This window comes from Agaribacter flavus, from assembly GCF_042646125.1.
Lineage (GTDB): Bacteria > Pseudomonadota > Gammaproteobacteria > Enterobacterales > Alteromonadaceae > Glaciecola > Glaciecola flavus.
Window position 1 is genome coordinate 294272 of record NZ_JBHRSW010000005.1, and the last position, 14752, is coordinate 309023.

General features: G+C 43.6%; 12 protein-coding genes. 7 read left to right on the forward strand and 5 right to left on the reverse strand.

Annotated features, from left to right (window positions below; translation table 11 throughout):
* Positions 1-9: 9 nt before the first annotated feature.
* From ACFOHL_RS03430 to lipA, 5 genes are all read left to right on the forward strand, one after another.
* Complete coding sequence (locus tag ACFOHL_RS03430) at positions 10-930, forward strand: septal ring lytic transglycosylase RlpA family protein (protein WP_376918791.1); 921 nt, start codon at positions 10-12, stop codon at positions 928-930.
* Between the two features lie 143 nt (positions 931-1073).
* Positions 1074-2243 carry a serine hydrolase gene (locus tag ACFOHL_RS03435; protein ID WP_376918792.1) on the forward strand — a complete coding sequence of 390 codons (1170 nt, stop codon included), beginning with the start codon at positions 1074-1076 and terminating at the stop codon, positions 2241-2243.
* Positions 2243-2506: a DUF493 family protein YbeD gene (gene ybeD, locus ACFOHL_RS03440; RefSeq protein ID WP_376918793.1), complete on the forward strand. Its 264-nt coding sequence runs from the start codon at positions 2243-2245 to the stop codon at positions 2504-2506. Before ACFOHL_RS03435 ends, ybeD begins: the two co-directional genes overlap by 1 nt.
* A gap of 11 nt (positions 2507-2517) precedes the next feature.
* Positions 2518-3165, forward strand: a complete 648-nt coding sequence (gene lipB / locus ACFOHL_RS03445) for a lipoyl(octanoyl) transferase LipB (protein WP_376918794.1) — start codon at positions 2518-2520, stop codon at positions 3163-3165.
* Positions 3158-4120, forward strand: coding sequence for a lipoyl synthase (lipA, locus tag ACFOHL_RS03450; protein WP_376918795.1), 963 nt, complete (start codon positions 3158-3160; stop codon positions 4118-4120). The genes lipB and lipA overlap by 8 nt, the downstream gene beginning before the upstream one ends.
* A 114-nt stretch (positions 4121-4234) precedes the next feature.
* Here the strand turns inward: lipA and ACFOHL_RS03455 are convergent, their stop codons facing one another.
* Positions 4235-5461 (reverse strand): threonine/serine exporter family protein, encoded by a 1227-nt coding sequence (locus tag ACFOHL_RS03455; RefSeq protein ID WP_376918796.1) that lies wholly within the window; start codon positions 5459-5461, stop codon positions 4235-4237.
* A 243-nt stretch (positions 5462-5704) separates the two neighbouring features.
* On the opposite strand from ACFOHL_RS03455, the gene ACFOHL_RS03460 reads away from it, so the two are divergent.
* Entirely contained in the window at positions 5705-6913 is a 1209-nt protein-coding gene (locus tag ACFOHL_RS03460; protein WP_376918797.1) for a cupin domain-containing protein, read from the forward strand.
* A 31-nt stretch (positions 6914-6944) separates the two neighbouring features.
* On the opposite strand, the gene ACFOHL_RS03465 is transcribed toward ACFOHL_RS03460, so the two are convergent.
* The 4 genes from ACFOHL_RS03465 to fdhD all read right to left on the reverse strand — a co-directional run bounded on the left by ACFOHL_RS03465 (position 6945) and on the right by fdhD (position 13187).
* On the reverse strand, positions 6945-8237 hold the full coding sequence (locus ACFOHL_RS03465; RefSeq protein WP_376918798.1) for an anhydro-N-acetylmuramic acid kinase: 1293 nt from the start codon (positions 8235-8237) through the stop codon (positions 6945-6947).
* A gap of 120 nt (positions 8238-8357) precedes the next feature.
* A complete protein-coding gene (locus ACFOHL_RS03470; protein WP_376918799.1) occupies positions 8358-10004 on the reverse strand; it encodes a DUF342 domain-containing protein in 1647 nt (548 codons plus the stop codon).
* A gap of 76 nt (positions 10005-10080) precedes the next feature.
* Complete coding sequence (locus tag ACFOHL_RS03475; protein ID WP_376918800.1) at positions 10081-12384, reverse strand: FdhF/YdeP family oxidoreductase; 2304 nt, start codon at positions 12382-12384, stop codon at positions 10081-10083.
* Between the two features lie 14 nt (positions 12385-12398).
* On the reverse strand, positions 12399-13187 hold the full coding sequence (gene fdhD, locus ACFOHL_RS03480) for a formate dehydrogenase accessory sulfurtransferase FdhD (protein WP_376918801.1): 789 nt from the start codon (positions 13185-13187) through the stop codon (positions 12399-12401).
* Between the two features lie 266 nt (positions 13188-13453).
* Here fdhD and ACFOHL_RS03485 point away from each other — a divergent pair, with 266 nt between their 5' ends.
* Complete coding sequence (locus ACFOHL_RS03485; protein ID WP_376918802.1) at positions 13454-14359, forward strand: 2-dehydro-3-deoxygalactonokinase; 906 nt, start codon at positions 13454-13456, stop codon at positions 14357-14359.
* Positions 14360-14752: the final 393 nt, after the last annotated feature.

Genomic DNA, 14752 nt, shown 5'->3' on the forward strand with positions numbered 1-14752 from the left:
GACTGAGCTATGATAAAAAATACTACATTTAGTTACAGCCATTTTATTGTTGTATCACTACTCTCCGTCATTTTGTCAGCCTGCAGTCTGTCGCCTAAGCCAAATGATAGCCGCTACAGTCAACTCCAAGATTCGGCTCCTAGCTTTAAATACGGTGCCATTGATGCGCAAGAACCGACGCCAGAATTTGTCAAATACAATGTATGGACGAGCCGCCCCTATGAAATTAATGGTAAGTTTTATACGCCCATGCAAACAGGTAAAGGGTTTGAAGAAAGCGGTTATGCCTCGTGGTATGGACAAAAATTCCATGGTCACAAAACAGCAAATGGGGAAATATTCGATATGTTTGCGCTCACTGCCGCGCATAAAACGCTCCCCCTCCCCTCATTTGTTCGCGTAACGCATCAAGAAACCAATCAATCTATTGTCGTGAGAGTGAACGACAGAGGCCCCTTTCACGATCGGCGTATCATCGACCTTTCGTATGCTGCAGCAAAAAAGTTGGGATTTAGAGATAAAGGCGTTGCGCCCGTCAAAATTGAAGTTATTCATGTTGACGCAAACGGAATTGTGAGTACAGGCAAGGCGATAGGGAATCCGGTACATGCATCAAATGAGGCAATCGCGAAAACAACATCAAGGCCAAGCCCAATAAAACCAGTGTCTGCTGACTCACCTACTGATAAACCGCTTGCATCCGGGACATTTGTACAGGTTTTAGCCATGTCAGATGGAAAAAAAGCGAAAGACCTTGCCAGAGGTATTGGTGACTTGCTTCAAAAACCTACGCATACTCCAAAAACAGGGGACTTATACAAACTAAGAATTGGACCATTGGAAAATGAACAAAGTGCCAAAAAAGTAATCCAAGATCTGAAAAATATTGGCTTTGACAAGGCATTTACAATTGAATTGTCAGCCGAATAAATGAAAATCAAGCGTGTTCATCAATTATCACCTGCTTTTGATCTTTATCGTTAGTAATTTGTTGGGTGAGTTATGACTGTGCTTGTTGTAAAATACAATCGAAATTTTATCTTAGAATAATAAATAAAGGTTACTTAATTAAAATGCGCTTATTTAGAAAGCTAGTTTTAGCTCCTGTATTGATCGCCAATCTATGTATTGTAACTAGTGTGCAGGCCTCAGTCGTAATCCCCCCCGCCCCGTCTGTTGAGGCGAGTGGCTTTTTACTCGTGGATCATTCAAACGGACACGTTATTGCTTCCAAAAACGCAGACCAGCGTTTAAACCCTGCCAGTCTCACGAAAATCATGACAGTCTATGTCGTGGGTAAAGAAATTGAGGCGGGTAACATTAGTTTGGAAGACGAAGTCACGATATCCGAGAACGCTTGGGCGAAAAACTTTCCTGATTCTTCAAAAATGTTTATAGAAGTAGGTACTAAAGTCAGTGTACATGAACTTTTGCAAGGCATCATTGTGCAATCAGGGAATGACGCCTGTGTCGCAATAGCCGAGCACATTGCTGGTACTGAGTCGGCCTTTGCTAGCATGATGAATGCACATGCCGTTAGTATTGGTATGACACAAAGCAATTTCGTAAACAGTCATGGCCTACATGATGCCGACCACTACACCTCTCCTCGAGATATGGCCTTGCTGTCGAGCGCTTTAATAAAAGAGCTGCCTGAGATGTATCAGTACTACAGCCAACGAGAGTATGCATATAATGGCATTAAACAGTTTAATCGTAACAGTCTGCTGTGGGACAAAAGCCTAAATGTCGACGGCATAAAAACCGGCCATACATCAGATGCGGGATACAGCTTGATTACTTCTGCAACTCAAGGTGATATGCGTTTAGTGTCTGTTGTAATGGGAACAGAAAGTCAACGCGCCCGTAAAGCAGAAAACAAAAAACTGCTACGCTATGGTTTTAGATTTTTCGAATCCGTTAGTCCCTATAAGATGGGCGACAGCTTTGTTGCGCACCGCATATTCATGGGTGACAAAGACACCGTTGAGCTTGGCATCAATCAGGATACAAATCTCACTATCCCCAGAGGCCAGGCTGATAAACTCAAAGCACACTTCGAAATAAATGAGCAACTTCAAGCGCCGATGGACAAAGGTCAAGAAGTAGGTACTCTACAATTAAAATTGGGCGAAGAGCTTATCGCTAGTTATCCTCTTGTGACCCTTGAAGAAGTGCAAGAAGGGGGGATTTTCGATCGCGCCATGGATTACATCAGTTTAAAACTGGGCTTGGAGGACTAATGGACACACGCTTTGATGAGCTGTTGGACTTTCCTTGTATGCAGACTTTTAAGGTCATGGGTTTAGCAAAAGAAGAATTACCTAGTTTAGTTGTGGCTTGCTTACAAGAATTAGCACCCGGTGACTATTCACCCACGGTCAAGCCAAGTCGCAAAGGTAACTATCACGCAGTGAGCATAGGCGTACGTGTGACCAGTAAGGAACACATGGAAACCATATACAAAGAGCTGGCCAAAATAGATATTGTGCGCGTGGTGTTGTAAACAAAACCCTCATGGAACAAGCGACGATTATTCGCCACTTAGGTACTAGAGAGTATCTACCGACGTGGCAAGCAATGAGAGATTTTACCGAGCATCGGAACGCAAATACCGCTGACGAAATTTGGTTGTGTGAACATCCTCCAGTCTTTACGCAAGGACAAGCAGGTAAAGCTGAGCATGTAATAAACCCAGGCAGCATACCACTCGTCGCTGTTGATCGTGGTGGTCAAGTAACCTACCATGGACCCGGACAGCTCATGATGTACACCTTGTTGGATGTGCGGCGCGGCAAGTGGGGAGTCAAGCAATTGGTTAGCGCACTCGAAGATTGCATTGTAAGCACCTTAGCAGAATATAATATACTGGCCTATGCAAAAAAAGATGCACCCGGTGTGTATGTAGACGATAAAAAGATATGCTCTGTGGGTTTACGCATTCGCAAAGGCGGCGCTTTTCACGGTTTGGCCTTTAATGTCAATATGGATTTATCGCCATTCTTACGTATTAACCCATGTGGTTATGCAGGAATGGAAATGATTGATTGTCAATCATTGGCTGGCCCCTCTACAGTGGCGACAGCAAGTAAATTGGTGGTAAAACACTTTTGCCACTCTCTAAATATTACGAACTTAGTAGATACAGAAGGTTTTGATGAGTAACGCTAGACCTCAAGCAGGCGTAAAGCTGCGTGATAATGAAAAAATGAAGCATATTCCGGTCACGATTGTGCCCACTGAAAAAGAAGACATGCTGCGCAAACCCGAGTGGATAAAAATAAAACTACCACGTACTACCGACCGTATTGAGGAAATCAAAAAAACCTTACGAAAAAATAAGCTTCACAGTGTGTGTGAAGAGGCGAGCTGTCCCAATTTGGCTGAGTGCTTTAACCACGGCACTGCCACCTTTATGATACTCGGTGATATATGCACACGCCGTTGTCCATTTTGTGATGTTGCGCATGGCAAACCCCTTCCACCAAGTGCTGAAGAGCCAGAAAAACTAGCTAAAACGATTGCCGAAATGAAGCTTCGTTATGTTGTTATTACCTCGGTTGACCGAGACGATTTACGCGATGGCGGCGCGCAACATTTTGTCGATTGTATCAAGGCCATTAGAGAACACAGCCCAAGTACAACGATTGAAGTACTTGTACCTGATTTTAGGGGAAGAATGGATCGCGCATTAGACATATTTAAACAAGGCGCTCCAGATGTCTTTAATCACAACTTAGAGACCATTCCAAGACTGTACAGAGAATGTCGACCCGGCGCCAACTACAAATGGTCACTAGAACTTTTGCGCAAATTCAAAGAGCAGCACCCAGACATACCAACCAAGTCGGGCTTGATGATGGGCATGGGCGAAACCAATGAAGAAATGATGCAAGTACTAGCCGATTTACGCGAGCACAAGGTCGAAATGCTTACCTTAGGGCAATACCTGCAACCCAGCAAGTTCCACTACCCTGTGAAACGCTATGTGCCCCCTGCTGAATTTGATCTTTTAGGTGAACACGCCAGAAAAATCGGCTTTAGCCACGCCGCATGTGGCCCAATGGTGCGCTCTAGTTACCATGCCGACAAACAAGCTGCAGGTGAAAAGGTAAAGTAACGCCGTGACGAAAAAGAGTCTTGCCAATGTTTTCATCAGCAAGACTTTTTTGCTAGCTTATTTTATATTTATCCCCATCCAATAGCATACTCGCTACAAACAAAGCGGATCCAATTACAAGGCTTTTTTAGTTGGTGCAACGACGTTTGCAAAAATAAGCCCAGCAACCAAAGACATCAAAATCAAGAATGTCTCTTGCCCTACATGGTCTGCTTGAATGAAATCTTGCCCTGATATCATCGAATTTAAGCCAATATAGGTTTTTGAACCTGGTACGAGTACGATTAAGCCATGCATAGAAATAATTGATGAGGGTTTATTTGCCACGCGCGCAAATACGTTGGCGTAAACCCCTAATACAAAGGCACCGACAAACGCACCCAAGCCTTGCTCCAAATACATAGAACTCATTTTGGTCGATGCATAAGCCACAACGGTGGCTAAGACAGCCCAAGGGAGATCTCTTAATTGTGTTCTGAATATCGCCACCAAGCCCAAACTCAATACAATCACCGCTAGCCACTGTACCCACCCAGGCATCGCTTCAGGTTGTTCAACAGTGTATTCGGCCAACAAAGCTACACTCAAATATATACCCAAAAACGCCCCAAAATATAATTTGAACAACTGCATGATCGCGTCCATTACTCGCGCAGTGCCAGAAACCAAGTTTCGAGTGCTGAGTTCAGCCAAACCAATCGAAAGCGCTAGACCGGGAACGAGTATTATCAATGACGAGAGGATGATCAGCCATATATTTATGCCAGGCAAAACAAAGTGCGAAATCAAGCCAGCCAAAAAAGCGGTACTGAAGGAGGCAACAGGCTCCAACATAAGCTTTACTCGTTTACTCTTTTCTGACCAAATTGTCCATAAATACACAACTAGGCCGAGAATACCCGATATTACAATTTCTCTCACTCCAGCGCCCATCAGAGTTGCAAATGCAGCCGTCGAAGTAGTAAACGCCAAACCAGTTACAAATCTGCCATACGGACTTTTCAAAGCATCTATTTCATCTAAGCGCTTGTCAGCGTCTTCAATACTGATCTTCCCCGCCAAGAGTCTAACCGCGAGTTCATCAGTCAGTGCCAAGGAGTTTAAATCAAGTTCGCCCGGCGTCATGCGTGCGGCATGCGTGTATTCTTCTTCGTGGCGATCACTCCAAATTACAAAGGTCAGCGAAGTCGGCGCAGAGATAAACGAAGCATTGACGCCAAAGTATTCCGCAACTTCCATCAAATAGGCTTCAAGGCGAAATGCTGGCGTACCGTACTTATGCAGCATTTTGCCAAGCTTGACAATAAAACGGCGTATTTGAGTAAATTCTGTTTTGTCCATGAACGGCTTTGTCTCTGAGTAAGGGTCTATGTATTCACTTTCGTGTAATCGACTGCGAGTAAGGTTTTATCTACTACATGTATGTACACTACTCGCAAGGCGCGCATAATAGTGCCAATGATGCAAAAATGTAAAGTATGTTTTTTAAACACGTTCAGATTAGATTTATTAATGATTATATATCCCGAATTTAGGTGACTTAAGGTATAATGCACCAACCATCGATTGTTTGTTTATCGTTCCATGCCCATAACTAACCCTGAGAAGTTTGTAGAAGAGTACTGGCAAAAAAAGCCTTGTGTCATTAGAGATTTTATTCCTGATTTTTCTGATCCCATTGACGAACACGAACTAGCGGGCTTGGCTCAACTCGATGAAATTGACGCGCGCATACTCTCCCAGCACGAAGGGAAATGGACGGTCACACAAGGTCCAATAGAAGATTTTAGTGAACTTTGTATGCATGATTGGACACTGTTAGTTCAAGGCGTCGACAGATATATTGAAGAGGTCGATGCCCTATTTGAACATGTCACTTTTTTACCGGCATGGCGAACCGACGATGTCATGGTCAGCTATTCTGTAAAGAATGCGGGCGTCGGAGCGCATATCGATGAGTACGATGTCTTTATTGTTCAAGGTAAAGGAAGGCGTCGTTGGCAAGTTGGCTTGCCGGGTGAATTTAAGACGCACGTGCCCCATCCCTTGCTACGACTGATCGATGGCTTTTCACCCATAATCGATGTGGAATTAGATCCCGGAGATGCTATTTATATCCCTCCTCATCATCCACACTGCGGTGTTACTATCGAAGATAGCCTAAATTATTCACTGGGTTTTCGAGCTCCCAATACTATCGAACTATTGTTTGGGTTCGTTGATGAGTGTATGGCTAATCGTGACGAGGATACAGCAATACAAAATCATCTCTTTGCTGACTTGCCAAAATTAATGAAGAAACGATACACCGATGCTGATTTGTCACAAAAACGAAAGGCACTACTATCAAATCAACACCTTGTTTCAAACGCTGAGCTACTCGCATTAAAAAAGCAACTTATCAACTTCATTGAAGACGAGAGCACAAATGCGTCTCTTTTGCAGTTTATCAGTCGTCAAGATTTACATCATGACGAACCCATTCAAAATGACTCTGTCGATACAAAGCAAGACTTACTGAATTTACTGAGCACCGGCGTAACGATTGCTAAATCTAGCGGCGTAAAACCCATTTACACCGATTGTTCAGAGCTAGACACCGAGTTTGTTTTTTATGTTGATGGACAGCATTTTTCTGTAGAAAAATCGCTACGCACTCTGTTTAAAAATCTGATCAAGCAGACTGCTTTAGTATTGTCTGCAAATGACCTACAACTCTTGCAGGAGCATGAACAAGGTCTACTCACCCTGCTTGAATTGATCAATGCTGGGTATTATTTTATTAAAGACTAGAGGGTGTCGATAAGCGCGGTAGATAAACGCGCTAATCTGGAAAACATATTTTTCCCATTGAAACGACGGGTTTGTCGTGAGTATTTTGGCTAATATGTGATTCCATTGCATTGCTACCAGCCAAGCATTCATTTGCAAGTAAGGCAAACAGCACAGCTTCTTTGGCATCAGGGTCTAGACCCAAAGTCTCGGTAGTTTGCACCTTATATCTGGGTAATAAATCCCGTATATTATTCATGATTAGAGGATTATGTACCCCACCACCACTCATATATATTTCTACCTTGGTCACCGCGCTTTGTTCCATCTTATTTGCCGTTTTAATGCAGGCTTTAATCCCCTTAGCAATCGACTTTGCAGTCAGGATGCTTAAGCTTGTCAGCACATCAACATGCTGATAAACCTTAGCGGTTTTAGCTAGGCCATTCGGGGTTTTCGCCTTGCAGTCTGTTGTTTCAATAACAACTGGGATTGATGCCATTAGGTCTTCTAAGTACTGTAAACTAAATAACTCTGGCCCTGTTGTTTTAGGCATACTGAGTTCGAAAAAAGGGTGTGCTAACAGCGCTTCAAGTAAAGCGGGTATCGGCTCTCCCTTAGTCGCAAGTTCAGCGTTTTTATCGTAACTTAGGGGGGTAAAATACTTCCTCACATAGGCATCTAGCAAGGTGTTTCCCGGTCCCAAATCAGAACAAACCACGTCTTCAAAATTTGCGCCCTCTGGTATATATGTCAAATTAGCAATACCACCAATGTTGACTAGACAGCGCTTACATTCTTGAGACGCATACAATAGATAGTCGCCATACATAGCTAATGGCGCGCCTTCTCCTCCAGCTGCAATATGACGCTGACGAAAATCTGATAATGTAGTGATTCCGCAAGCTTTAGCGACATGGTCGCCATCGCCTATTTGAAAGGTGGCATTCGGTCTGTGCATTTGTTGATGAAAAGATCTTGGCGCATGGAAAACCGTTTGTCCGTGACTGGCAATGCAATCAACTTCAGATGGTTGAATCCCCCACTCAGCCAACTGTTCCGCAACCAGCTTACCGTGTAAAGCGCCTATTTCTTCATTGAGGATGGTCAACTCCATCATATCCACGCGCCTTTGGGCAAAAACGCGTTGAATACGCTTTTTCATTTTTGCTTGGTACGCTATCGAAATAAACTCACATACTTCGACATCTGTACTGATACCACTCCCTTTAATCCGACAAAGCGCAATATCTAGGCCGTCTAGCGATGTGCCACTCATTAGGCCGACGATTAATCGCTGTTTTTTTTGACTGCTGGCAAACAATCGAGATATATGGTCACGCATTCAGTATATAGAAAATGGGAATATTGATAGTCGAGAATACATCTAAACTAGCCGAAGTGGTAGTGATAGCGACCACATCTGCAAATCTTGCCGCTTCAGTTGTTGACGGTCTATTTCCGTTTATCCTTTAAATTTTACAACTTTCCACTCATGTTCGCGTAAACATAGGCAAACATCGGACAATTCTTTATCAGTCACATACAAGAGCTTACTTAGCTTAACTGATACACCGGGATACAAATGTGAGCGAGAGATAATTTTGGCATTTTTTTGGTAGTTTGCTAAATTCTCCACGTTTTCTTGCTCAACACCTTGCAGCCACTGCAACAAAGCTCGTTCTTCTTCCAAGGCTTGCTTTAGCGTGTCTACTTTTTCTTGTACCTCTGGTGTGTACTCTTTGTTTTTAAATTGAGCATATTGCAATTCGTGATCAGCATTGGTGCTGGCTAAATCTTTGCGCATCTCTCGAAGCCCTTCTAACCGACGGGTAATTTTGTCGTAGCCTTCAGTAAAGTCAACCTCTAACTTACTGCCTGATACTGCTCCCACGTTTCCCGCTTCGATATACCCAAAACTGACAATTTGACAGCCAAATATACTGCCCTGTGGTTGTTCGCCTCGGCCAACGTAGATATTGTCCATACACCGGATTTCACTGTGCGCTATCTGTTTCATCACACGTACTGCGCCCTTTGATTCAATGTAAACACCTTGCGCGTGTTGAAGCGCTACTTCCCCTTTTGCAATAAGCCGACAATCATCGACATCGGGTTTACCCATTACGCCTTGAGTAATAATTATGTCGCCTTCGGATTCAATGATTGCTGACTCAACAAAGCCATTAATCATAATATCACCACTGGCAAAAATTTTCATATTTTCCGTGACATCACCATTCACAATGACAGAACCTTTGAAATTCACATTCCCTGTTTTGACGTTAACACCCTTAGAAATAAATGTGTTGTCGACAGTCATTACACCTTCTAAAAATTTCGGTAAACCGTCGATACTGGCAATGATAAGTTGTTTGTTTTGGGTACTGAGTTCGGTGTTTTCGCCAAGCTTAATTTCGCATTCATCGCCACGCTCTGCTTGGATTTTTTTATTCGTCACCGTAAATCCGGAACGCCCTTGTGAAGGAGGCAATATTTCTGCGATTGTATCGCCTTGTTTGACACAAATGATCTCCCCCAAATCACGCATGTCTACCTTGTTGCCTTCCGCTTTTTTGGGTTGAAGTACTCGTTCTAGTGCATTTTCTACTAGTGGACGCACTCTGGAATTTTTACCTTTTCTCGGCGGTAAGCCTTTAGCAATGATTTCTTTGTGTGTTCTACCCGGCTGTAAGCTCTTTATTTGTTCTACGAGCTTATTGATGATTTTGACACTCCAGCCTCGCACAATACCTTTGTCAGCTAGCGCTTGATGGAAATTGGCAAGTTTGGGTATCGCACCACCAAATGCACCGATAACGGTCATACTCGCTTCCATTTCATCTTCACTAATTTTGACCTTAATCTCAGCGTCTTTTAATTCGGCAACAGGGCATGTAAAAGCCTCGACCTTGCCTTCTCCCGATGCTTTTTTTGCGTTTGCCACTAAGCTGTTTACTGCATCTTCTTTAATGAAGTAGTGACCAAACTCAGATTTTTGGATAAACTTTTTTAGTAGATCAGCTTCAAGTGACGCGTCACACTCGTTGGGAGACACTGTCGCGAGTACAGTGCTATGTTCTTCTGAAAATGATAGCGCTACGCCATTCATGCATCTGCCTTTAGGCTTGAATTGATTGACCTTTGTTAGACCTATCGGCAGAAGTGCTTAGTTTTTAAGCATTAATCTATGACTGTGTGACACTAATAGTAGTCGTATCTTCTTTCTCAATAATTACCGGAATCGACTTTGAAGTCGGGGTAAACGAATCTTCTCCTACACTGTCGAAAGCGACAAGTGGATTCAATTCGGGGTAGTAACCCGCTACGTTACCACGTGGTATGTCGTAAAACTGTACAGTAAAGCCTTTAACTTGGCGTTCAACATTGTCCTCCCATATGGAGCGAATACAAATGCGTTCCATGTCGACCAAACCAAGTTTTTCACCGTCTTTTGGGTGCATGAATAGCACATTGCGGTTTCCTTTCACGCCACGATATCGATCGTCCATACCATAAATAGTTGTGTTGTATTGGTCGTGCGAACGCATGGTTTGCAAAGTCAACACCGTTGCTTTGTTATCCTGCAATAAGGCCTCAGTCGCCATCGAGAAGAGAGAGTCAGGCAAAGCGTCATCTGAAAAATTAGCCTTGCCCGAAGCAGTATTCCATCTTAATTCAGCGGCAGCGTTGACGAGGTGAAAGCCACCGGGTTGATTAAGTTTTTCATTGAATCCATCGAAGCCCTCTATTGTTTGGGCAATAAGATCGCGAATTTTATCGTAGTCAGATGCCATATCTAACCAGTCTATGGGATTTGCCCCCAAGGTTGAATGAGCCATATTGGCTACAATCGCGGTTTCTGACATGCAAAGCGAAGATATAGGTGCGGTATTCCCCGCCGATGCATGTACCATACTAAAAGTGTCTTCTACGGTAATTTTTTGCTCGCCTGCCATTTGCTGGTCAACTTCCGTGCGTCCTAAGCAAGGCAATATCAAGGCATCTTCCGAAACCAACAAGTGCGTCCTATTCAGTTTAGTACTAATCTGCACGTTAAGCTCGGCTGCACGGATTGCTTGCTGAGTAAATTCAGTGTCCGGTGCGGCTGCCGCCAGGTTACCGCCCAAACAAATTAAGACCTTACTTTGTTTGTTATGCAAAGCTTTTAAAGCAGCATATACATTGTGACCATGCTCTTGCGGCATAGCGTGATCTAACACGCGACTCAAGTTATTTAGTAAAGCTTGCGGCGGTTTTTCGTTGATACCCATTGTGCGATTTCCTTGCACATTGCTATGCCCACGCACAGGACATAAACCCGCCCCATTTTTACCTAACTGTCCGGTCAATAAATGTAAATTGGCTATTTCACGGATGGTGGCAACAGAGTGTTTATGCTGTGTCAAACCCATTGCCCAAGTCGAAATAACGCGTTTACTGTGAGCAAAAACATTGGCAGCCTGCATGATTGATTGTTTGTCTATACCTGACTGCTCAACGATGCTCTCCCAAGAAGTTTGCTTAACGGCTTTGGCATAATCTTCAAAGCCTTGCGTGTGGTCATAGACAAAATCACAGTGAATACTGTCTGGGTAACGCTCAAAGATAGTTTTAGCTAAGCCGCGAATAAAAGCCATATCGCCACCTAGTTTTGGGCATAAATATAAATGACTGATATCAACCGATTTTGATGTCAACAACTCAACCGGATTTTGTGGACTGGCGAATTTTTCTAAGGCGACCTCTTTTAAATTATTAATAGTGATAATTTTGCAACCACCTTTTACCGCCTTGCGCAAGGCGTTCATCATACGAGGGTGATTGGTGCCTGGGTTTTGCCCATATACAAATATCGCATCAGCGGCATAAAAATCGTCCAACACCACGGTGCCTTTGCCCACGCCCACAGATTTTGACAAAGCAACGCCACTTGCTTCGTGACACATATTAGAACAATCAGGAAAATTATTTGTGCCTAAGCTTCGACCAAATAATTGATATAGGTATGAGGCTTCATTGCTTGCACGGCCAGATGTATAGAACTCTACTTCATTCGGTGACGCTAATGACTTAAGTTTTGAGCCAATTAGCGCAAAGGCATCTTGCCACGAAATTTCTTCATAGTGCCCTGATTCCTTAGAATAACGCATCGGATGTGTCAGCCTGCCTTGGTATTCGAGCCAGTAATCACTTTGTTTTTTGAGTTTTTGTACACTGTACTTGGCAAAAAACTCAGGTCCAACGGTTTGTTCCGTTGATTCCCAAGCAATGGCCTTGGCACCATTTTCACAAAAATGCAGCATCCCTTCAGTGCTGTCACCCCATGCACATCCGGGGCAATCAAAGCCCCCCGCTTTATTTACCTTCAACAAGTTTTTAATGTTGCTTTTGACACGCCTACTTTGCACAAGCTGCTTGAAGGTAGATGTCACTGAAGGCATCCCCCCCGCTTTATTCGGCTTGTTAATTGTGATCTTGTTGTCTTTCATAGCATTCTCTAAATTTAGTAAATTCGCGGCTCGTCTGTTTTGGGAACATGAATAAGCGTTATATTGTATGTCTTGGCTAGTTTAAGGGCTAAGTCGCTTGGCGAGGCGAAACTGATCAAAACACTCGTGCCAAAACGCGCGATTTTGTGCACCAACTCAGCACCACACCGACTGGTTATCAGTACTGCGCCAGCCTCAGCCCCTACATTATTTAGTCTTAACCGGCCGATCAGTTTATCTAAAGCGTTGTGGCGACCAATGTCTTCCTGACAGTATTCAATATCCAAGTCAGTATTTAGCCAAAATGCAGCATGCATGGCACCACTATTTTGTGCGCGTTGCTGAAATTTATTTACCCTTTTGCGCAATTGACGTAATTGATTTGATTCGAGGGAAATCGTTTTCGCAACAGATGAAGCTGCATAACGAGGTAATTCAGGAAAAACTTGGGACAAAGCTTGCGTGCCACAAACGCCGCAACCGCCCGCACCTCGCATTGCTCTGAGACGATTTTGCAAACCCTGCATACAACGCTTCGCCACCTCACAGTGAGCGGTGATACCCTCAGTGCTGCTGGATAACTCTATCCCATGAATGTCGTAAGTGTTATCTACAATACCTTCGGTAAACAAAAAGCCATGAACAAAATTTTCGATATCATAAGGCGTGAGCATCATCACAACAAAGCTGATGCCATTGATTTCGATCGCTGTTGCCACCTCTTCAGGAAGCGCAATTTCATTCGCTTTTTTGCTGGCATCGCTATGATGGACTGAGGCCTGAGTTATTTTTTGTTTATGCAAAACACTGAACACTCAACTACTGACAAACCTGTGTATGGTAACCGATTTATGCCACTTATTACACCGACAAATTAAGCGGTTTTTCGGTAACAGCAAGTAGCCATTTTTTGGCTAGGGCTTACATTTGGCATGACTATTCAGCGCAGGCTAATCCCGCCCAGATATGAAAGCCCCCAATGCTTGTTAAAAATTGCAAAGCTAGGCTCAACAGGCCATAATTGTGTGTAATAACCGTAAGATTAAAAGCAAATTTGTGAGCATAATGGATGATAAACAAAAACTCTAAAGTCATTGTTATTGATTGGGGAACGACCAATTTTCGTGCTTTTTTGCTTGATAGCAACAACGAGTTGATCAGTGAAACTGCCGCGAACATTGGGCTTTTGTCCATCAATGACGGCAACTTTGCTCGCGCTCTTGCGTCCATTCTAGAAAAATGGCAACCCGACTATAAAGCTATGCCAATCATCATGGCCGGAATGGTTGGTTCAGCAAAAGGTTGGCATAATGTTGATTATGTCAACTGCCCCATGAGCGCTGGAGACTTATGTCACTCTTTGTTTAATTTCCAATTGCCATGGGGGCCAGAAGCCCTAATTGTACCCGGTGTCAGTTATACATCGTCGATTGGCAAAGACGTCATGCGCGGCGAAGAAATACAAATTTTTGGTTTAGCATCACTACTGAAAGCCCATCAATTCGAAGCTGTTTTTCCGGGCACGCACAGCAAACACGTCGTGTTTGAACAAGGCCAGATCCTCAGTTTTGCAACTTACATGACAGGAGAATTATTCTCCATCTTAGATAAACACAGTATTCTGGCAAGTGAAAAAGCTGACAAACATGAGTTTTCAAGCACTGCGTTTTATCGCGGAATCAACGACGCCCAAGACGGACAATTGACCCATCGATTGTTTTTAGCCAGAACACATATGCTGTTTGCGCAGATTCAGGAAAGCGAAGTAGCCGACTACATATCTGGCATGCTTATAGGGCATGAATTGCAATCAAAAGTGGGGCAAAAAGTGGCTATAGTCGGCTCCGAGCATTTGAACGAGCGTTATTTGCTCGCGTGCAAACACATGAACATACAAGCAACAGCTTATGATGGAAACGACTGCTTTGTCGCCGGTGTCAAAGAAATTGTTTTGAATTGTAGGGAGTCTAGTTAGCATATATGGAGATACTCGCTGCGCTTAAAATTTAGTCGGTCATCGCAGCCCAGTATCCTCAGCGACAATGGACTTCCTCATTTATGCCCTTGTCGCGGTGTGCCAACCTGAGTTTGAATACTCACAGTCAACATAAAGCACTAGCCCAAAATAATATTAGTTGATTTGGCAAAGGCACTTCCTACCAATAAAGACGGCAGCAAAGAGCTGAGTGGGCTGTTTCGTCAGTTATTCTCCGATTTGAATGAACATTTTTGTGAGCAAAACAGGCGGGGGTTGAGCTTTAGAGGAAGAACACCGAATTAGCAAAGCAATCAGAAGAAGCTAAGCGCTTGCAAACTATCTATATAGTTGTTCTACTGACCACAACAGCACTCTTTGCCATAACAGGAC